This is a genomic window from Rhodococcus sp. 2G (assembly GCF_001886355.1).
Lineage (GTDB): Bacteria > Actinomycetota > Actinomycetes > Mycobacteriales > Mycobacteriaceae > Rhodococcus > Rhodococcus pyridinivorans.
Window position 1 is genome coordinate 2,183,004 of record NZ_CP018063.1, and the last position, 20,070, is coordinate 2,203,073.

The 20,070-nt window shown below is 69.4% G+C and carries 19 protein-coding genes and 1 pseudogene; 6 read left to right on the forward strand and 14 right to left on the reverse strand.

The features are described 5' to 3' along the window. Complete coding sequence (gene priA, locus BO226_RS10200) at positions 1 to 735, reverse strand: bifunctional 1-(5-phosphoribosyl)-5-((5-phosphoribosylamino)methylideneamino)imidazole-4-carboxamide isomerase/phosphoribosylanthranilate isomerase PriA (protein WP_006554069.1); 735 nt, start codon at positions 733 to 735, stop codon at positions 1 to 3. A 72-nt stretch (positions 736 to 807) separates the two neighbouring features. Then, positions 808 to 3,087 carry an ATP-binding cassette domain-containing protein gene (locus BO226_RS10205; protein WP_071935151.1) on the reverse strand — a complete coding sequence of 760 codons (2,280 nt, stop codon included), beginning with the start codon at positions 3,085 to 3,087 and terminating at the stop codon, positions 808 to 810. 83 nt (positions 3,088 to 3,170) lie between these two features. Here BO226_RS10205 and BO226_RS10210 point away from each other — a divergent pair. Next, a pseudogene (locus tag BO226_RS10210) lies at positions 3,171 to 3,689 on the forward strand (helix-turn-helix transcriptional regulator); the annotation flags it as partial. A 365-nt stretch (positions 3,690 to 4,054) separates the two neighbouring features. Here BO226_RS10210 and hisH read toward each other — a convergent pair. From hisH to hisD, 6 genes are read right to left on the reverse strand one after another with little or no spacing between them, the layout of a single operon-like run. Further along, positions 4,055 to 4,690, reverse strand: coding sequence for an imidazole glycerol phosphate synthase subunit HisH (gene hisH, locus BO226_RS10220; protein WP_024101217.1), 636 nt, complete (start codon positions 4,688 to 4,690; stop codon positions 4,055 to 4,057). A 10-nt stretch (positions 4,691 to 4,700) separates the two neighbouring features. Beyond that, positions 4,701 to 5,858 carry an MFS transporter gene (locus BO226_RS10225; protein WP_071935152.1) on the reverse strand — a complete coding sequence of 386 codons (1,158 nt, stop codon included), beginning with the start codon at positions 5,856 to 5,858 and terminating at the stop codon, positions 4,701 to 4,703. 1 nt (position 5,859) lies between these two features. Then, positions 5,860 to 6,015, reverse strand: coding sequence for a hypothetical protein (locus BO226_RS27700; RefSeq protein ID WP_016696019.1), 156 nt, complete (start codon positions 6,013 to 6,015; stop codon positions 5,860 to 5,862). A gap of 3 nt (positions 6,016 to 6,018) precedes the next feature. Further along, complete coding sequence (gene hisB / locus BO226_RS10230) at positions 6,019 to 6,633, reverse strand: imidazoleglycerol-phosphate dehydratase HisB (protein ID WP_006554074.1); 615 nt, start codon at positions 6,631 to 6,633, stop codon at positions 6,019 to 6,021. After that, the gene (locus BO226_RS10235) at positions 6,630 to 7,757 is read right to left on the reverse strand and encodes a histidinol-phosphate transaminase (RefSeq protein WP_071935153.1); all 1,128 of its coding nucleotides are present in this window, start codon (positions 7,755 to 7,757) and stop codon (positions 6,630 to 6,632) included. Before BO226_RS10235 ends, hisB begins: the two co-directional genes overlap by 4 nt. Further along, positions 7,754 to 9,076 (reverse strand): histidinol dehydrogenase, encoded by a 1,323-nt coding sequence (hisD, locus tag BO226_RS10240; protein WP_071935154.1) that lies wholly within the window; start codon positions 9,074 to 9,076, stop codon positions 7,754 to 7,756. Before hisD ends, BO226_RS10235 begins: the two co-directional genes overlap by 4 nt. A gap of 121 nt (positions 9,077 to 9,197) precedes the next feature. On the opposite strand from hisD, the gene BO226_RS10245 reads away from it, so the two are divergent. From BO226_RS10245 to BO226_RS10260, 4 genes are all read left to right on the forward strand, one after another. After that, positions 9,198 to 9,581 carry a helix-turn-helix domain-containing protein gene (locus BO226_RS10245; protein WP_006554077.1) on the forward strand — a complete coding sequence of 128 codons (384 nt, stop codon included), beginning with the start codon at positions 9,198 to 9,200 and terminating at the stop codon, positions 9,579 to 9,581. 111 nt (positions 9,582 to 9,692) lie between these two features. After that, entirely contained in the window at positions 9,693 to 11,447 is a 1,755-nt protein-coding gene (locus tag BO226_RS10250) for a PHA/PHB synthase family protein (RefSeq protein WP_232238100.1), read from the forward strand. A 108-nt stretch (positions 11,448 to 11,555) separates the two neighbouring features. Next, positions 11,556 to 11,975, forward strand: a complete 420-nt coding sequence (locus BO226_RS10255; protein WP_071935155.1) for a hypothetical protein — start codon at positions 11,556 to 11,558, stop codon at positions 11,973 to 11,975. 65 nt (positions 11,976 to 12,040) lie between these two features. Then, entirely contained in the window at positions 12,041 to 13,159 is a 1,119-nt protein-coding gene (locus tag BO226_RS10260; RefSeq protein ID WP_071936409.1) for an alpha/beta fold hydrolase, read from the forward strand. 52 nt (positions 13,160 to 13,211) lie between these two features. Here BO226_RS10260 and BO226_RS10265 read toward each other — a convergent pair whose 3' ends face one another. From BO226_RS10265 to nadA, 4 genes are all read right to left on the reverse strand, one after another. After that, a complete protein-coding gene (locus BO226_RS10265) occupies positions 13,212 to 14,654 on the reverse strand; it encodes a WS/DGAT/MGAT family O-acyltransferase (protein WP_071935156.1) in 1,443 nt (480 codons plus the stop codon). Between the two features lie 200 nt (positions 14,655 to 14,854). Then, entirely contained in the window at positions 14,855 to 15,721 is an 867-nt protein-coding gene (gene nadC, locus BO226_RS10270) for a carboxylating nicotinate-nucleotide diphosphorylase (protein ID WP_071935157.1), read from the reverse strand. A gap of 1 nt (position 15,722) precedes the next feature. Then, positions 15,723 to 17,294, reverse strand: coding sequence for an L-aspartate oxidase (locus tag BO226_RS10275; RefSeq protein ID WP_071935158.1), 1,572 nt, complete (start codon positions 17,292 to 17,294; stop codon positions 15,723 to 15,725). Next, positions 17,291 to 18,322: a quinolinate synthase NadA gene (nadA, locus tag BO226_RS10280; RefSeq protein WP_019289717.1), complete on the reverse strand. Its 1,032-nt coding sequence runs from the start codon at positions 18,320 to 18,322 to the stop codon at positions 17,291 to 17,293. The genes BO226_RS10275 and nadA overlap by 4 nt, the downstream gene beginning before the upstream one ends. 82 nt (positions 18,323 to 18,404) lie before the next feature. On the opposite strand from nadA, the gene BO226_RS10285 reads away from it, so the two are divergent. Further along, on the forward strand, positions 18,405 to 19,115 hold the full coding sequence (locus tag BO226_RS10285) for an NUDIX hydrolase (protein ID WP_071935159.1): 711 nt from the start codon (positions 18,405 to 18,407) through the stop codon (positions 19,113 to 19,115). A 15-nt stretch (positions 19,116 to 19,130) separates the two neighbouring features. On the opposite strand, the gene BO226_RS27705 is transcribed toward BO226_RS10285, so the two are convergent. Both BO226_RS27705 and BO226_RS10290 read right to left on the reverse strand, forming a co-directional pair. Next, positions 19,131 to 19,271 (reverse strand): hypothetical protein, encoded by a 141-nt coding sequence (locus tag BO226_RS27705; protein ID WP_006554085.1) that lies wholly within the window; start codon positions 19,269 to 19,271, stop codon positions 19,131 to 19,133. Positions 19,272 to 19,333: 62 nt separating this feature from the next. Then, entirely contained in the window at positions 19,334 to 19,963 is a 630-nt protein-coding gene (locus BO226_RS10290) for a TetR/AcrR family transcriptional regulator (protein ID WP_024101226.1), read from the reverse strand. Positions 19,964 to 20,070 lie beyond the last annotated feature (107 nt).

Consider the following 20,070-nt stretch of genomic DNA (forward strand, 5'->3'; position numbering starts at 1 on the left):
TCAGCGCGAGACGGCGTCGAGCGCCTCGGTCAGCGTGAATCGGCCCGCGTACAGCGCCTTTCCGATGATGGCACCTTCGACACCCTCGTCGACGAGCGTCGCGATGGCACGCAGGTCGTCGACGGTCGAGACGCCACCGGAGGCGACGACTGGCGATTCGGTGGCCGCGCACACCTCGCGGAGCAGGTCGAGATTGGGGCCGGAGAGGGTGCCGTCCTTGGTGACGTCGGTGACGACGTAGCGCGAGCAGCCGTCGCGTTCGAGGCGTTCGAGCACCTCCCACAGGTCGCCGCCGTCGGAGACCCAGCCGCGGCCGCGCAGCCGCCACTGGCCGTCGAGGAGCTTGACGTCGAGGCCCACGGCGATGCGGTCGCCGAACTCGCCGATGACGCGCGAGCACCACTCGGGATTCTCGATCGCGGCGGTGCCGAGGTTGACGCGGGCGCAGCCGGTCGCGAGGGCGGCGGCGAGGGTCTCGTCGTCGCGGATGCCGCCCGACAGCTCGACCTTCACGTCGAGTTCGCCGATGACCTCGGCGAGGAGGGCGCGGTTGTCGCCGCGACCGAACGCCGCGTCGAGGTCGACCATGTGCACCCATTCGGCTCCGGCGTTCTGCCATTCGAGGGCGGCGTCGCGGGGCGAACCGTAGCCGGTCTCGCTGCCCGCCTCTCCCTGAACGAGGCGAACTGCTTCACCGTTGACGACGTCGACTGCGGGCAAAAGGACCAGGCTCACTGCGTACACATTAGTGCCTGTACCTGTGACATCGCCAAACGCGTGGCCGGGACGCCGGGAAAGCGCCGTGCGTCATGCCGACCGTGCTGCGTCGAGGGCCCGGCAGGTCGGGGTCGGACGGCCGGTGTACTCGTCGACGGACCCCTCGTACAGCACGGTGCCGCCGTGCCGTCCCGGTCCCGGCCCGAGGTCGACGATGTGGTCGGCGTGGCGCATCACGTCGAGGTGGTGCTCGATGACGACGACCGTGTGCCCTCGGTCGACGAGGCCGTCGAAGACGTGCAGGAGGGTGCCGACGTCCTCGGCGTGCAGGCCGGTGGTCGGCTCGTCGAGGACGTAGAGGGTCGGCGTCTTCACTCGTCCGAGTTCCTTGGCGATCTTCACCCGTTGGCACTCGCCACCCGAGAGCGTGTCGAGCGACTGCCCGAGGCGGAGGTAGTCGAGACCCACCCCGGCGAGCGCACTCAGTCGGCGCGCGATCTCCGGGTGCGGCAGTTCCTCGAGGGCGCGACCGACAGTGAGGTCGTCGACATCGGCGATCGACAGGCCGTTCACGGTGTGCCCGAGCACCTCGGCGGTGAACCGGCGGCCATGGCAGGTGTCGCAGACGACCTCGTGTCCGTCCATGAAGGCGAGGTCGATGTACACGACACCGGACCCCGTGCAGGTCGGGCACGCACCCGCCGAGTTCGCGCTGAACAGGCTCGCCGGCACACCGTTGTGTTCGGCGAACATCCGCCGCAGGGCGGGTGCGATGCCGGCGTAGGTGATCGGGGTGGAGCGGCGATTGGTGCTCACCGGCCGCTGGTCGATCACCGTGGCGTCGTACTGGTCGACGAGTTCGGCTGCGAGACTGGACTTTCCCGATCCGGCGACGCCGGTGAACACGGTGAGCACCCCGGTGGGGATCCACACCGTCAGGTCGCGGAGGTTGTTGCGACACGCATCGACGATCGCGAGACGACCGGTCGCCTCACGGGCGGGGTGACCGCGGCCGATGTCGCGCCGCAGCGATCGGCCGGTGAGAGTGTCGGCCGTTCGCAACCGGTCGAAGGTGCCCTGGAATACGAGGCGACCACCGGACGAGCCCGCACCGGGACCGATCTCGATCACCTGGTCGGCACGGGCCATCACGGCCGGGTCGTGTTCGACGACGAGGACGGTGTTGCCGCTGTCGCGGAGACGTTCGAGGAGGTCGATCATCGACTCCACATCGGCGGGATGCAGACCGACCGTCGGTTCGTCGACGACATAGGTCATCTCCGTCAGGCTCGACCCGAGGTGCCGGACCATCTTGATCCGTTGCGATTCGCCGCCCGAGAGCGTGGTGGTCGCCCGGGCGAGCACGAGATAGCCGAGGCCGATCGTCACCATCGCCTCGAGCCGGCCCACCAGTGCGGACACCACAGGTGCGGCGCGCTCGTCGTCGATCGTGCGCACGAACTCGAGCAGTTCGGTGATCTCGAGGCGGGACAGCTCCCCGATCGTGCGGCCGCGCACGGTGACCGCCCGCGCGGCCGCGTTCAGTCGTTCTCCGGCGCAGTCCGGGCACGTCTCGGCGCGGGTGAAGCGCCGGATGACGTCCTGTTTGCGTTCGGAGAGGTTGTCGGAGGTGTGCAGGTGGATGCGCTCGAACCTCTCGACGACACCCTCGTAGCCGTCCGGCGGTTTATGGCCCAGCGCCGCGGCGGCCTCGCCGCCGTAGAGCAGTGCCTCCCGCTCGGCGGGTCTCCACTCGCGCAGGGGTGTGTCCGCGTCGAAGGAACCGATGTCGGCGTACTGGGAGTACCAGTACCCGCCGTTGCCGAAGCCGGGCACCAGGATCGCGCCCTCGGCGAGGGACCTGTCGAGATCGAGGAACCGCTCGACAGCGCTGACGACGATCTCGCCGAGCCCGGAGCAGGCCGGGCACATCCCGGTGGGGTCGTTGAACGAGAAGCGGTTCGACTCCCCGAGGACGGGTGTGCCCACCCGGGAGTACAGCAGCCGCAGATAGGTCCAGGTGTCGGCGATGGTGCCGACCGTCGATCGGGCGTTGCCGCCGAGCCGGCGCTGGTCGACGACGATCACCGGCGTCAGACCGTCGATATGGTCGACGTCGGGTCGCGTCCACTTCGGCAACCGATTGCGCGTGAACGGCGGGTACGTCTCGTTGAGCTGGTAGCCGGCCTCCGCGGCGATCGTGTCGAAGACGAGCGACGACTTCCCGGAGCCGGACACCCCGACGATCACCACGAGCCGGTTGCGCGGAACGGTCAGATCGACGTCGGCCAGGTTGTGGGTGCGGGCGCGGCGGATCGTGATCGCGCGGCCTCGCACTGCCGCCTCGGTGGTCGTGACGGTGGTGGTCATGGGTTCGACGCTACGACCGGTTGCGGCCGGATCCTGACCGCAACCGGTGGGAGGATGACGGCATGGCGGACGTCACCGAGCGGATGCTCGCGTTGTTGTCGATCCTGCAGACCGGACGCGCGATCGGCGGGGACGAACTGGCCCGGCGGCTGCAGGTGAGCCGCCGGACGCTCCGCCGCGATGTCGACCGTCTGCGCGGCTACGGGTATCCCGTCGAAACCCGTTCCGGGCCCGGCGGTTTCTATCGCCTCTCGTCGGGACGCTCGATGCCGCCGCTGGTGCTCGACGACGACGAGGCCGTCGCGGTGCTGCTGGGGCTCGGCGCTCTCGCTGCGACCGGACCGACCGAAGGCGGACTGGACGACGCCGCGACCCGCGCCTACGGCAAGCTCGACCAGTTCCTGCCCGCGCGGCTGCGCCCGCGAGTCGCGGCCGTCCGCAGCGCGGTGGAGACGAGTGCGCTGCAGGCTCCCAGCGTGTCGGCGGAGCTGCTCGGCACCGTCGCGGAGGCGATCGCACGGTGCGACACGCTCACCTTCGACTACGTCGACGCGCAGGGCTCGCCCACCTCTCGCCGGGTCGAGCCGTACAGGCAGGTGCACCACCTGCTGCGGTGGTACCTCCTCGGATGGGACGTCGACCGCGAGGACTGGCGTGTCGCGCGCCCAACCGGGGTTCGCTACCGCAACACGCCGGGCGAAATCCGTTTCGGCGCGTCAGCTTTCGGGGCGGTCGTCCTCGGCGGGACCGAAGGCGCGGCGGGCCGACCGCGTCGACACGACACCCATCGCCACGACGGCCACCACGATGCCGACGAGTGCGATGACGAGCCCGACGACCGGCGTGGGCCGGACCGCCACCACGACGATCGCGGTGACGAGCAGGACGACGGTCGCCGCGCCGACGGACATCAGTGCGTGACGGCCGAGGGAGAACTCTCCGCTCGGCCGTCCGCGCCGCGGCTCGGTCACAACGAGCTGACCCAGTTCTGCAGCAACTGTGCGCCGGCGTCGCCGGACTTCTCCGGGTGGAACTGGGTGGCCGAGAGCGGACCGTTCTCGACGGCAGCGACGAAGCGGCTGCCGTGCTCGGCCCAGGTCACCTTCGGCGGGGCGAGACGCTCGGGAGCGTCGAGTTCCCACTTGCGGGCGGCGTAGGTGTGGACGAAGTAGAAGCGGGTGTCGGCGTCCATGCCGGCGAAGAGCACCGAATCGGCGGGAGCCTCGACGGTGTTCCAGCCCATGTGCGGCAGCACCGGCGCGTCCAGACGCTCGACCGTGCCCGGCCACTCGCCGCAGCCCTCGGTCTCGATGCCGTGCTCGACGCCGCGTTCGAACAGGATCTGCATGCCGACGCAGATGCCGAGCACCGGGCGTCCGCCGGCGAGGCGGGTGCCGATGATCTTGTCTCCGCCGACGCTGCGCAGGCCCTTCATGCACGCGTCGAAGGCACCGACGCCGGGGACGACGAGTCCGTCGGCGGCGAGCGCGATCTTCGGGTCGGCGGTGACCTCCACGTGCACGCCGGTACGGGCGACCGCCCGCGTGGCGGAGTGGAGATTGCCCGAGCCGTAGTCGAGGACGGCGACCGTGGTTGCGCTCATGATGTCGATTCTATGTGGTGGGACGGGGACGTTCCGACGGCCCGGCCAGTCGGGCCAGCAACGGCAGCGCCGGAACCAGGACGGCGGCCGCGGCGAAGGCCGCGGAGTATCCGGCCACGGCTGCCACCGCGCCGAGGGCGAACGAACCGGCGCCGGTGCCCGCATCGAAGCCGATGTTCCAGGCGGCGCTCGCCGAGCCGGTGTTGCCGGCCCCGGCGCGACGGAACGCGACGAGCAGCGCCTCGTTCTGCACGACACCGAAGCCGAAGCCGAAGGCGATCGCGGCGACGATCAGCAGTATCGCTCCCCCTCGGTCGTCGGCGACGAGTGCGAAGGGAATCATCGCCAGGCCCGCCAGACCGAGACCGACGGGCAGCAATTTGCCGGCGCCGATCCGGTCGGCGACCGAACCGGCCGCGTACCGTCCGATCAGCGAGGCCGCGCTGAGCACGGCCAACGCCGCCGCGACGGGCAGACCGGCGACCGCGATACGCAACAGCGAGGTGAGACCGCCGTAGGCGATCGCACCCGCGCCGACCGCGACCAGCGGGAACAACAGCACGACCGGAGGCACTCGTCGCGCCGTCCGGGATTGTTTCGCGGTCAGCCGTGGCAGACGGATCGCGGCGAGCAGACCGGCGGACGAGATGATCGCGCCGAGCACGAACACCGGCGTGGTGGAGAACCGCTCGGCGATCGCCAGCCCGGCGGGCAGACCGATCGTCTGGGACGCGGCGATGGCGATGCCGAGCATGCCGGTGGCCCGGCCGAGCAATCGCGGCGGCGCGAGTTCGCCGATGAGGGCGGCCGCCGCCACGGTGATCATGCCGAAGCCGATACCGCGCAGCGCGGAGATTCCGAGCACGGCCGCCGGGGCCATCGACACGAGGAACAGCAGCGACGGCGGCCCCAGGAACAGGCAGCCGGCCACGAGCGTCGCGCGGTGACCGAACGCGCGCAACAGTCGCGGCATCGCGAGCTGGGTGAGGACGGTGGTGAACATGAACACCGCCGTCACCGACCCGGCGAGCATGTCGCTGCCGCCGGCCTCGGCGATCGCCCACGGCACGACCGGCAGCAGCAGCGAGAAGCCGCCGAAGGCCGCAGCGGACGTCGACCACGCCGGGATCAGACCACGAACGGTGAACAGTCCTTGTTGTTCCGCCACCTCAGAGCAGCCGGAAGACGCCCGCGGCGGCGGCCAGCACGGTCAGAGCCAGCAGCACACCCGCGAACAACGTGTTGCGCGCCTTCCACATCGACCACGTTCCGCCTGCCGCGAATCCGGCCACGATGAAGCACAGGTAGGTGAGGACGACATCCATATGTCAGAGACTGCCCTTCGTCGACGGGATGCCGGTCACACGCGGGTCGGGTTCGACGGCCTCGCGCAGCGCGCGGGCGACCGCTTTGAACTCGGCCTCGGTGATGTGGTGCGGGTCGCGGCCGTAGAGCACCCGCACGTGCAGTGCGATGCGGGCGTGGAAGGCGAACGACTCGAACACGTGCCGGTTGATCACCGTCGAGTAGGGCACGCCGGGATATCCCCCGATCACCGAGTGCACCATGTAGTCGGGTTCACCGGTGAACACGCAGTAGGGACGGCCGGAGACGTCGACCGACGCGTGCGCGAGGGTCTCGTCCATCGGAATGAAGCAGTCGCCGAAGCGCCGGATGCCGCGCTTGTCGCCGAGGGCCTGACCGAAGGCTTGGCCGAGGACGATGGCGGTGTCCTCGACGGTGTGGTGGGCCTCGATCTCGATGTCGCCCTGCGCCTGCACGGTGAGATCGAACGAACCGTGCTGGCCGAGCGCGGTGAGCATGTGGTCGTAGAACGGGATCCCCGTGGAGATCTCGGTGCGGCCGGTCCCGTCGAGGTCGATCTCGACGGTGATGCTCGATTCCTTGGTGGTGCGTTCGACGCGCGCGATGCGGTCGCTCATCGGGTTTCCTCGATTTCCGTGGCCGCGAGCTTCTCGCTCACTCGCAGCAACTCGTCGTTCTCGTGGGTCAGGCCGATCGTGGTGCGCAGGTAGCCGGAGATCCCGACGTCGCGGATGAGTACACCCTCGTCGAGATACCGCTGCCAGGTGGCAGGGGCGTCCGCGAAGCGGCCGAACAGGATGAAGTTGGCGTCGGAGGGGATCACGTCGTAGCCGAACCGGGCGAGTTCGGCGGCGACGCGGTCGCGCTGGGCGGCCAGTTCCGCAACCGACGCGAGAGTTTCGGCGGCGTGCCGCAGGGCCGCACGCGCGGCGGCCTGGGTGATGACCGACAGGTGGTAGGGCAGGCGCACGAGCAGCAGCGCGTCGATCATCGCGGGGGCTGCGGCGAGATAGCCGAGCCGTCCACCGGCGAAGGCGAACGCCTTGCTCATCGTCCGCGAGACGACGATCTTCGTCGGGTACTCGTCGATCAGCGACAGAGCGCTCGGCTGCGAGGAGAACTCGATGTACGCCTCGTCGACGATCACGATGCCGGGGGCGGCGTCGAGGATCACCCGCAACTGGTCGAGCGGGATGCTGTGTCCCGTCGGGTTGTTGGGGCTGGTGACGAAGACGACGTCGGGCCGCCGCTCGCGCACGGCGGCGGCGGATGCGTCGACGTCGAGGGTGAAGTCGTCGCGCCGGTAGGTGGCCAGCCACTCGGTCTGGGTGCCGTCGGCGATGATCGGATGCATCGAGTACGACGGCACGAAGCCCATCGACGTGCGCCCGGGGCCACCGAAGGCCTGCAGGAGCTGCTGCAGGATCTCGTTGGAACCGTTCGCGGCCCAGACGTTCTCGACGCCGAGGGGAACACCGGACGCCTTCGTCAGATAAGCGGCGAGGTCGGTGCGCAGCGCGACCGCGTCGCGGTCGGGATAGCGGTGCAGCTGCGTCGCCGCCTCACGCACGGCCTCGGCGACGTCGTCGACGAGCGCCTGCGTGGGCGGGTGCGGGTTCTCGTTGGTGTTGAGCTGGACGGGCACCGTCAGCTGCGGTGCACCGTAGGGCGACTTGCCGCGCAGATTCTCGCGCAACGGCAGGTCGGCGAGGGTGATGCGGGAGCCGGGGATCTGGGTCACTTCAGCGCCTCGAATCGCAGACGGACGGCTTCACCGTGGGCGGGCAGGTCCTCGGCGTTCGCGAGGGTGATGACGTGACCGGAGACGTCCTTCAGGGCCGCCTCGGTGTACTCGACGACGTGGATGCCGCGCAGGAAGGTCTGCACGCTCAGGCCCGACGAGTGCCGGGCGCAGCCGGCGGTGGGCAGCACGTGGTTCGATCCGGCGCAGTAGTCGCCGAGGGAGACCGGCGCCCACGGCCCGACGAAGATCGCGCCCGCCGACCGGACACGCGCGGCGACCTCGGAGGCGTTCTCGGTCTGGATCTCGAGGTGCTCGGCGGCGTAGGCGTTGACGACCTTCAGGCCCTGCTCGATGTCGTCGACGAGGACGATGCCGGACTGGCTGCCGGACAGCGCGGTGGTGACGCGCTCGCGGTGCTCGGTGAGCTCGAGCTGCGCGGCGAGCGCGGTATCGACGGCGTCGGCGAGGTCGGTGCTGGTGGTGACGAGCACCGAGGCGGCCATGATGTCGTGCTCGGCCTGACTGATCAGGTCGGCGGCGACGTGCACCGCGTCGGCGGTGTGGTCGGCGAGGATCGCGATCTCGGTGGGACCGGCCTCGGCGTCGATGCCGACGACCGCGCGGCACAGCCGCTTGGCGGCGGTGACGTAGATGTTGCCGGGGCCGGTGATCATGTCGACCGGGGCGAGTTCGGCGCCGTCGGTGTCGGTGCCGCCGTAGGACAGTAGTGCGACACCCTGTGCGCCGCCGACGGCCCACACCTCCTCGACGCCGAGCAGGGCCGCGGCGGCGAGGATCGTCGGGTGCGGCAGTCCGCCGAAGTTCTTCTGCGGCGGCGAGGCGATGACGAGCGATTCGACGCCGGCGGCCTGCGCCGGCACGACGTTCATCACGACCGACGACGGGTAGACCGCGTTGCCACCCGGCACGTAGAGGCCGACGCGTTCGACCGGCACCCAGCGTTCGGTGACGGTACCGCCGGGGACGACCTCGGTGGTGACGTCGGTGCGGCGCTGGGCCGCGTGCACGACGCGCGTGCGCGCGATGGCCTCCTCGAGAGCGGCACGGACGGCGGGGGCGAGTTCGGCCAGCGCGCGGCCGAGTTCCGCGGCGGGAACACGTACCGAGGCGGGGCGGACCCCGTCGAACTTCTCGCAGTAGTCGAGCGCGGCCTCGGCGCCGCGATCGCGGATGTCGTCGACGACGGGACGGACCTGATGGAGCACCGCGTCCACATCCACTCCGCCGCGGGGCAGTGCGCCCCTGAGCTCCGCAGTGGTGGGAGTACGACCGCGCAGGTCGGTGCGGGCAAGCATGAGGTGTCCTCTCTCGTCGAACAGGGGTCACCTTCTACTATCTCGCATCGAGTGGTGACGTTCGAAGTCGCGCCCGCGTGAGGATGCTCTCGACACGGATCACCGTGCTTATGCTGACGGCATGGACGAGGACGAGTCGCGCCCGAGCACGTTGGGCGAATTGATCCGCCGCCAGCGTGAGCTCGCAGAACTGCCCATGCGTCAACTCGCGGCGATGGTGGGCATTTCGAATCCGTACCTGTCGCAGATCGAGCGGAACCTGCGGGCGCCGAGCGAGCGTGTGCTGCAAGCGATCGCCGAACAGTTGCACCTGTCAGCGGACACCCTCGCGACCCACGCGCAGGCCGACGACGGAGCGGAGTCCGCGGTCCTGCGGGCGATCCGCGAGGATCCCGACCTGACCAATCCCCAACGGCGTTCGCTCGAGGAGATGTACGAGGCGTTCCGCGAGGTCACCGTCGCGCGCCGTCGGCGTGGTGGAGGACGCGAACCCGACGAGAAGTGAGCATTCTCACAATCAGTACCGAGTGCGTTCGTGCGCCACCCAGCGTCCGAGGTCAGCCCGATTTCGTCGCCTCATCGACGAACATGCAGGTAGCACGTACCTGGGGGTAAGATGCGCACCTTTCTCGGCGACGTCACCATCGGCTCCGGACCATTCACCCAGTTCTGGAGTTGCTCGGTGCTCAACCATCTGCAGAAGAAGCTCACCTCCTCCCTCGACCCGATCGGGTGGGGACCGGCAGTCGCATCCGTCGCCGGCCGTGCAGTGAAGAATCCGCGGGCCGTGGCCGGCGCGACCACGGAGTACGCCACCCGCCTGGCGAACATCCCGGCAGCGGCGACACGCGTGTGGAACGCCGCCGATCCGCAGCCCCCGATGCCGCTGGATTCGAAGGACCGCCGGTTCTCCGATGCCGCCTGGAAGGAGAACCCGGCCTACTTCTCGCTGCTGCAGAGCTATCTCGCCACCCGCGAGTACGTCGAGGATCTCGCCGACGCCGGCTCGGGCGATCCCGTGCAGGACGGCAAGGCCCGCCAGTTCGCGAACTTGATGTTCGACGCACTCGCCCCCTCGAACTTCCTCATCAACCCGGGTGTGCTCGTGCGCGCGCTCGACACCGGTGGCGCAAGCCTGTTCCGCGGCGCGAAGTACGCCATCGAGGACGTCGTGCACCGGAAGGGCCTGCCGCTCAAGGTCGACCGCGAGGCGTTCACCCTCGGCGAGAACATGGCCGCGACCCCCGGCAAGGTCGTCTTCCGCAACGACCTCATCGAGGTCATCCAGTACGCCCCCCAGACCGGTGAGGTGCACGAGATCCCGATCCTGGCGGCGCCGCCGTGGATCAACAAGTACTACATCCTCGATCTCGCGCCGCAGCGCAGCCTCATCGAGTGGGCCGTGCAGCACAACCGCACCGTGTTCGCGATCTCGTACCGCAACCCGGACGAGTCGATGCACGAGATCACGATGGACGACTACTACCGGCAGGGTGTCGCGGCGGCGCTCGACGTCGTCGAGGAGATCACCGGATCCTCGCGTATCGAGGTGCTGTCGATCTGCCTGGGCGGCGCGATGGCGGCGATGGCCGCGGCCCGCATGGGCAAGCTCGACGACAAGCGGATCAGCGCGTTCACGATGCTCAACACGCTCCTCGACTACAGCGAGGTCGGCGAGCTGGCGTTGCTGACCGACCCGGCGACGCTCGACCGCGTCGAGTTCCGGATGAGCAAGCAGGGCTTCCTCTCGGGCAACGAGATGGCCGGCAGCTTCGACATGATCCGCGCGCGCGATCTGATCTTCAACTACTGGGTGTCGCGGTGGATGAAGGGCGAGAAGCCCGCCGCCTTCGACATCCTCGCGTGGAACGAGGACAGCACCCGCATGCCGGCGAAGATGCACTCGCACTACCTGCGGTCGCTGTACGGCCGCAACGAGCTCGCGCGCGGCGTGTACGAGCTCGACGGCGAGGTCCTCGACCTGTCGGACATCACGTGCGACACCTATGTGGTGGGCGCGATCAACGACCACATCGTGCCGTGGACGTCATCGTATAAGGCCACGGGCCTGCTCGGCGGGTCGGTTCGGTACGTCCTGACCAGCGGAGGCCATGTGGCCGGCGCGGTCAATCCCCCCAACCCGAAGGCCTGGTTCGAGGCCGTCGGCGCGCCCGACGGCGAGAAGCTGCCGACGCTGCCCGAGGACCCGAAGGCGTGGTCGGAGAAGGCCACTCGCACCGCCGGGTCGTGGTGGGAGGACTCGACCGCATGGTCGACGAAGCGCGCCGGTGAGCTGGTCGCTCCCCCGGCGATGGGCAGCGCGCAGCATCCGCCGCTGTGCGATGCCCCGGGAACCTATGTCTTCGAGTGACGTTGCGCGTTAGCTATCATATTGCTAACCTGCTAACAGCGCTGATCCGAGCGCACCCCACAGGGGAAGCCCCGCTCCTGTCACGAGCGCCCACGGAAGGTACACACCATGACCGCACCGACCAAGACCACCGCCGCCAAGGCCACCGATGCCGCGGCAAAGGCGACCGAAGCCGCCACGAAGGCCGCCGCCGAGGCCACCGCAACGGCCCAGCAGTCGGCCGAAAAGCTGACCTCGACGGCCGCTGCGGTTGCCGACAAGGCCGCGACCGAGTTCACCAAGACCGTCGACGAGGCCACCGAGCGCTTCCAGGAGTTCAACGCGAAGTTCGTCGACGCCGCGAAGCAGAGCGGAAACCTCGGTGTCGACACCTACGAGAAGGCCGTCTCGAGCCTCCTGGATCTGCAGGAGAAGGTCGCCGACGCCACCCCCGTCGAGTGGGTCGCCGATCTCGCCAAGGCGCAGGTCTCCTTCGCTCGCGAGTTCACCACCACCGTCACGAGCACCGCTCGCGACCTGCTGAAGTAATCGTCGACTCACTCGATGCAGTCGATACCGAACACCGCATCAGCGGACGTTCTCCGGTGCAGTGCATGCTGACACTGACACCAGCCCGGATCGCCGCGGCCCCGTTTCGTCTCGGGACCGCGGCGATCGCCGGCTGGAGCGGCTATCTCGCCGGCCTCGTACGACGCGGCGCCACGCCGTGCACGCTGATCTCCGACGCGAACCGGTACAGCCGCGCCCTGACATCGGCCACGCCGCCGCGCTGGACCACGGACTGGCCGGTCGTGCGCCGGTGGCCCCTCGGAGGTCTGCGTGATTGCAGCACCTCCGACCCCGCACGCGACGAGATCCCGACGCTGCTGTTGCCGCCGCAGGCGGGCACCCATTCGTGCATCGTCGACCATTCCGCCGACCGCAGTCAGGTCGAAGCCCTCCGAGCCGGTGGCCTGACCCGCCTGCACTGTCTCGACTGGGCGCCCGCGACCCTCGCGACGGACGGCTGCTCGATCGACGAGCACCTGGCGGTCGTCGCCGAGGCCGTCGACCATCTCGGTGGCCGGGTGAACCTGATCGGCGACAGTCAGGGCGGGTGGCTCGGCACGGTCTACGCGGCGTTGCATCCCGAGCGCGTGCACTCGCTGACCGTGGCGGGAGCACCCATCGACTTCCACGTCGACCAGCCGGCGTTGTCGGTGCTGGCCCGCGCGCCCCACGTTGCCGCGGCCACAACGATCGACTTCTGGTACGGGGCGGCTCGGACCGTCGGAGTGCCGACCACCGATCCGATCGGTGAGATCGAACGAGCGATGGCGCTGCTCGCCCTGCTCCACGATCCCGACGAAGTGGCGCGCTGGGAGGCCGAACGGCATTGGTTCACGTGGAAGCAGGAGATCCCTTCGGCCTTCCGCGCGTGGATCATGCGCCACCTGTTCGTGGGCAACGAACTCGTCGCCGGCAGCCTGAAGGCCGAAGGACGCGTCGTCGATCTCGCGGCCGTCGACTGCCCGGTCCATCTGATCGCCGGCTCCGCCGACCCGATCGCGACTCCCCGGCAGGTCACCACGCTCGCGGAGTACGTATCGACCCCGCCGCAGAGGATCACCACCACCGTCGCCGACGCCGGTCACATCGGGCTGTTCATCGGCCGCCGCACCCTCACCGAAGTGTGGACGCCGCACGCCCGCCGTGTGGCGGCGACGTCCTGACTCATCCCGGGCCGTTCGGCGATGCGGCGCGCCGATTCTCGAAACGGCACGGTCAGTCGTTCCCGGCGTCGTCCTCCCCGCTCTCCTCGTCGTCGACCTCCACCCGGACGCCGAGGGCGGATTCCAGCGCCTCGAGTTCCTCGTCGAAGCGATCGAGCAGCCAGACGAGATCCGGGACCGTGCGACCGCACGCCGTGAGACCGAAGGCGATCTCGTCGTCGGTGCTCGTGCACGTGATGTTCAGCGCCTGCCCGTCGACGGGCACCGACAGCGGATACAACGCGTCGACGCGCGCACCGTTCCAGTACAACGGCGCATCGGGACCCGGCACGTTCGAGACGATCACGTTGAACGGCGGCCGCGGCAGCGCCCGGTTGCCGGTGAGTACTCCCACCGCCAGAGGCGCCACACCCACCGCGCTCGTCGCGAGACGACCGAGCTTCGACATCGAGTTCATCGCGTGCTTGCCCTCGATCATCGAACCACGCACGCGCGCAAGACGTTCTACCGGATCCACGCACTGCGTCCCGAGCGTGCACATGAGAATGCCGATCTCGTTCCCTGACGAGCTCCTGCTCTGACGCAACGAAACCGGGACCATCGCCACCAGCGAATCCTCCGGCAACGCATCGTGTTCGGAGAGATACGCCCGCAACGCCCCACCGGACAGTTCGAGGACGACGTCGTTGAGCGTCGCGTCGGCCGCCTTGGCCGCCATTCGCAGTCGCTCGATCGGCCAGGACCGGGCCGCGAATCTGCGCGATCCCGAGATCTTCCGGTTGAGGATCGTGTTCGGAGCGCCCAGCGACAACGAACCACCGCGATTGTGCAGGGCACGGTCGACGGTGCCGACGAGCGCCGGGACCAGAGCGACCGCCTCGGACACCACGTTCACCGCGTCGTTCACCACGCCGGTCGCCGCACGGACGACCGCACCGGGGAACCCGATCGCGGTACCCATCGCCGAGCGGCTCGGCGACCGGGCGTCGTCGACCGCCCAGGGCGCCGGCATGTCGGTGCGTTCCGGGTCGGTGCTGAGCGCGCGGCGCATCAGACGCATGGCCCCCACCCCGTCGGCGAGCGCGTGGTGGATCTTCACGTACAGGGCGTAGCGACCGTCGGCCAGCCCTTCGATCAGATGCATCTCCCACAGTGGGCGCGTGCGGTCGAGCAGCGAGGCGTGCAGGCGGGAGACGAGTTCCCACAGATCGTCCATCGTGCCCGGGGACGGCAGCGCGTTGAACCGGACGTGGTAGTCGATCGAGAAGCGCGGATCGTCCTCCCAGGCCCACTGCCCGAGGGTGAACAGCGAGCGGGTGGGCCGCTTGCGCCACAGCGGCCCGGCGGGTTCCTCCCGGGCGAGCGCCTCGGCGAACATCGACTTCAGGTCACTCGCGTCCTTGCCCTCCGGCGGCTGGAACAGCAGGAGACCGCCGACATGCATCGGGTGGTCGCGCGACTCGCCGAGCAGGAACATCGAGTCGGTCGGTGACATCGGTAACCGCATCGTGTTCTGTCTTCCTCCCCCCACCCGGCACCGGCGACAACCGGAGCACCGCCCCTACGTGACCGGTACCGGCACGTCGATGTGCTGTCAGTTCTACCCCAGAAAGCGCACGTGCGGGGACCGTCTCACCGACGGATGTTCCGGTGGCGCGTCCGATTCATCCGTGCCGCGACCTGCGACCTACACGCTCACATGTCGAGGCCGAAGTCCAGGACGGTCACAGAGTGGGTAAGCGCACCCACCGCGAGGAAGTCGACGCCCGTGCGCGCGTAGTCCGCGGCGACGTCGAGGGACAGGCCGCCGGAGGATTCGAGTCGTGTCTGCGGCGCGTGGGTGTTGCGCCGCTGCACCGCGATCTGCGTCTGCCACAGCGGGAAGTTGTCGAGCAGGATCAACTCGACGTTCTCGGCGAGCACCTCGTCGAACTGCTCGAGAGTGTCGACCTCCACCTCGCACGCGATGTCGGGAGCGTGCTCCCGGACGGCGCGCAGCGCCGCGACCACCGAACCGGCCGCCGCGACGTGGTTGTCCTTGATCAGCGCCTCGTCCCCGAGTCCCATGCGGTGGTTGACACCGCCGCCCATCCGCACCGCGTACTTCTGCAGCGCGCGCATTCCCGGCAGTGTCTTGCGGCTGTCGCGGATCTTCGCCTCGGTGCCCGTCACCGCATCGACCCAGTGCGAGGTCGCCGTCGCGATGCCCGACAGGTGACACAGGAGATTGAGCATCGTGCGCTCGGCGATGAGCAGGCCGCGGGTCGGCGCCTCGACGGTCAGGACCGAATCGCCGGGCAGCACCCGCTCCCCGTCGGACCTGCGATCGAGCACGCCGTAATGATCGGCACCGATGACCTCGTCGAGGACGAGCAGACCGACGTCCAGACCGGCGAGGGTGCCGGCCTGCCGCGCGACCACCGAGGCGGTGGCGACGGCGTCGGCGGGCACGGTGGCGTCGGTGGTGACGTCCGGTCCGTAGCGTAGATCCTCGTCGAGCGCCTTCCGGACCAGCTCGCGGGTCTCGGCGAGGTCGAGTCCGTCGGGCAGGGCGGTGGTCATCTCAGTTGACTCCTGTCAGTTCCGGTGTGGTGAAGGACAACTCGCCGTCATCGTCGATACGCAACTCCAGGCTGCGAGCCTGCGCCGGGTCGGTGTCCGGACGGTCGCTGCGGGTGTGGCATCCCCGCGATTCGGTGCGGCGCTGCGCCGCGAGCAGCAGGGCCCGAGCGGTGACGGTGAGGGCCGAGTCCTCGAGCCGATCGGCGTCGGTACAGCTTGCAGCGACGCTCATCCTGTCGAGTTCGACTGCGGCAGCGGCCAGTCCGTTCGCGTCGCGCACGACCAGCGCGTGCCGGGTCATGAGCTGCTGCAGCACCGTCCGATCACAGACGGCCGAGGCGACGGCGGGAATGCCGTCGGTCTCGACACGCGTTCCGGCCCGTTCGATCGCCGCGGCCATCCCCGCGCGCTCGCCGAGGACGAGCCCTTCGAGAAGGCTGTTGGAGGCGAGCCGGTTCGCGCCGTGCAGGCCGGTACGTGCCACCTCACCGGCCGCGTACAGACCGGGAATGCGGGTGCGGCCGTGCACATCGGTGACGACACCGCCGCACGAATAGTGCGCGGCGGGAGCGACCGGAAGCAGATCACGGGCCGGATCGAGACCGGCGTCGGCGCACATCGCCGTGATGGTCGGAAAACGCGTGGCAAAGCCGTCGAGGTGACGGGCGTCGAGGTACACGTGATCCTCACCGAGTGTAGTGAGTCGCTCGGCGATGGCCCGCGAGACGACGTCGCGGGGTGCGAGGTCGCCGAGCGGATGCACACCCTCGGTGATCGATCGGCCGCGGGAGTCGACCAATCGTGCTCCCTCCCCGCGCACTGCTTCGCTGATGAGCGGCCGACGTCCGGTGCCGCCTTCCGCGAACAGCACGGTCGGGTGGAACTGGACGAATTCGAGGTCGGCGACACCGGCGCCGGCGGCCAGGGCCAGCGCGATGCCGTCGGCCGTGGCGCCGGGCGGATTCGTGCTGCACGCGTACAGCTGCCCGAGGCCACCGGTCGCGAGCAACACGGCCGGGGTGTGGACGACGCCGAACCCGCGCTCGTCGAGGACAAGCAGTCCGGTGACACCCCGCGCGTCGGTGAGGACCCGGGCGGCAGCGGCTCCGAACAGGACGGGCAAGCCCGCCTCGCCGAGGGCGCGCTGAACTTCGGCGCCGGTCGCGTCGCCACCGGCGTGAATGATGCGGCGGGTGCTGTGCCCACCCTCGCGGGTGCGGGCGATGTCGCCGTCTCCGGCGGTGTCGAACACCGCGCCGAGATCGCGCAGAGCGGTGACGGCATCGGGGCCGGCGGTGACGATCGAGCGCACCGCGTCCTCGTCGCACAGTCCCCCGCCTGCGGCGAGGGTGTCGGCGACGTGGGCGTCGACGCTGTCGCCCACCGGCGCCACCACGGCGATACCGCCCTGGGCGTACTGGGTGGCCGTGTCAGTGGGACCGCCCTTGCTCACCGTGAGCACCCGCGCGCCGCGCCGCGAGGCGGCGCGCGCGGCCGTGAGACCGGCGACGCCACCCCCGACGACCACCAGGTCGGCGTAGTCCTCCCACGCGACCGTGATGGCGGTGGTCACTCGCCGCTGCCCGGGTTACCGATGGCGATCATGCGCTGCACCGACAGGCGGGCCCGCTCGGCGACGTCGGCTGCGACGTGGACCTCGTCGCGTCCCTCCTGCAGGCAGCGCAGCAGCGCGGCGGGGGTGATCATCTTCATGTAGGGGCACGACGCGCGGTCGTTGACCGCCTGGAAGTCGATGCCGGGCGCGGCCTTGCGGAGCTGGTGCAGCATGCCGACCTCGGTGGCGACGAGGACCTGCTTCGCGCCGGTCTCCCGCGCGGCGTCGATCATGCCGCCGGTGGACAGGATCCTGACCTTGTCGTCGGGCACGAAGCCCTCCCCGGCGAGGTAGAGCGCCGAGGTGGCGCAGCCGCACTCGGGGTGGACGAACAGGTCGGCGTCGGGGTGCGCCTTGGCCTGCGCGGCGAGCTCGTCGCCGTTGATGCCCGCGTGCACGTGGCACTCCCCGGCCCAGATGTGCATGTTCTCGCGGCCGGTGACGCGCTTGACGTGGGCGCCGAGGAACTGGTCGGGCAGGAACAGCACCTCGCGGTCGGGGTCGATGGACGCGACGACGTCGACGGCGTTCGAGGACGTGCAGCAGATGTCGGTCAGGCCTTTGACCTCGGCGGTGGTGTTGACGTACGAGACGACCACGGCGTCGGGGTGGTCGGCCTTCCACTCGCGCAGCTGGTCGGCGGTGATCGAGTCGGCGAGCGAGCAGCCGGCGCGCTCGTCGGGGATGAGCACCGTCTTGTTCGGGCTGAGGATCTTCGCGGTCTCGGCCATGAAGTGCACGCCGCAGAAGACGATGGTGTCCTCCTCGGCCTCGGCGGCGATACGCGAGAGCGCGAGCGAGTCGCCGACGTGGTCGGCGACGTCCTGGATCGCGGGAAGCTGGTAGTTGTGCGCGAGCAGCGTGGCGTTGCGCTCACGGGCCAACCGGCGGACCTCCTCGGCCCACTCCGGCGTCGCCTCGACGCCCGTGTATCCGCCGGGGCCGTCGACGATGGTGGCGGCTCCCGCCCACTCGGTCGTGGTCATGGCCTAGCTCCTTCGAGGGTGTCATCCCGGCGGGTTCTACCGGAATTGCCGTATTCGAGGTTTTCGACTTAGGATCGAAAACATGACACATGGTAACACCCGTCACGAAGTGCTCATCGCCGTGTTCCAGGTTCGCCGCTTCCCGGACGCCTCGGGAGCCCTCCGCGAGGAGCCCGAACTCGGGGTGCTGCTGTGGCAGCGGGCCCTCGATCCGCAGGTCGGCACGTGGTCGCTCCCCGGCGGCCAACTACGCAACGACGAGGACCTCACGACGTCGGCGAGGCGGCAACTGGCGGAGAAGGTCGACGTCCGCGAGGTCGCGCACCTCGAACAGCTGTCGGTCTTCTCCGACCCGGATCGGGTGCCGGGACCGCGCACGATCGCGTCGACCTATCTCGGTCTGATCCCCCTCACCTCGGATCCCCAGCTGCCGTCCGATACGGCCTGGCATCCGGTCTCGGACCTTCCCGCGATGTCCTTCGACCACGGGGTGATGGTGGCGAACGCCCATGCGCGCCTTGCCGCGAAGCTGTCGTACACGAACATCGCATTCGGCCTCGCACCTGCGGAGTTCTCGATGTCCACGCTGCGCGACATCTATTGCGCTGCATTGGGTTACGAGGTGGATGCCACCAATCTCCAACGGGTGCTGGCGCGCCGGAACGTGCTCACCCGCACCGGCAACACCGCACCGTCCGGCAAAGCGGGAGGTCGCCCCCCGGCGCTCTACCGCTTCACCGATTCCAGGCTGCGCGTGACGGACGAATTCGCCGCCCTGCGACCGCCGGTGTGAACCTCCCGGAGGAGATCAGAAAGGCCGTCCCATGATGACCTCGAGCAACTGCAGCGGCATCGTCAGGAAGGCCGACCCGACGAACAGCGCCGAGCGCAGCGGGTCGCCCGCCAGATAACCTTCGCGGATCCATTCCAGAACATCGACCGAACCCATGCTGCCCCTCCCCTGATCGTCATGTGATTCCGACGTGTGTGTCGGGCAGGAGGAGTCGTACGTTACAGATCGGCGGACCGGTCGCCCTCGGACGGACGCGTCAGGCCGGAGAGAACGGTCTCGACCAGAGTGCGGACATAGTCGTCCGACGGGGGCTCGCCGGCGGTCGACCACTTCTGAGCGACAGGCGCGAACAACATGTCCACGGCGACATCGAGATCGAGGTCGTCCGGCAGTTGCCCCGCACTCTGCGCGGCCCGTAGCCTGGCCTTCTTCATCTCCCGCATCGGCGCGTCGAGGCGGTGTTCGTATTCCGCTGCGAGCCCGGGGTCTTCGAGTACCGCCACGGTCAACGCACGCAGCGGGACGGCGAACGTCGGATCACGCAGCTCCGCCACGGTGGCCTGCAGCACCGCGACGAGGTCCGCGCGGAGATCGCCGGTGTCGGGCAGCGAGGCCTCGTCCCCGGCATCGCCCTGCGTGTGTGCCAGATACGCGTCGAGGAGCACGGCTCCCTTCGACGGCCACCAGCGATAGATCGTCTGCTTCCCCACGCCGGCCCGGGCGGCGATCGCCTCGATACCGAGTTTCGAGTAGCCGACCTCGGTGACCAGGTCGAAAGCGGCATCGAGGATCGCTTTCCGCGAGGCGGGGTTCCGCCGGGAGTGTCCGGTTTCGGGACGTGGGGGCATGGGACGACGATATCTCATCGAGACGAGACGTTGCGTCTTGACAGGCGCCCTCCGGAGGGTCATCCTCAAATGAACGAGACGGACCGTCTCGTCTCACTCAGGAGGTA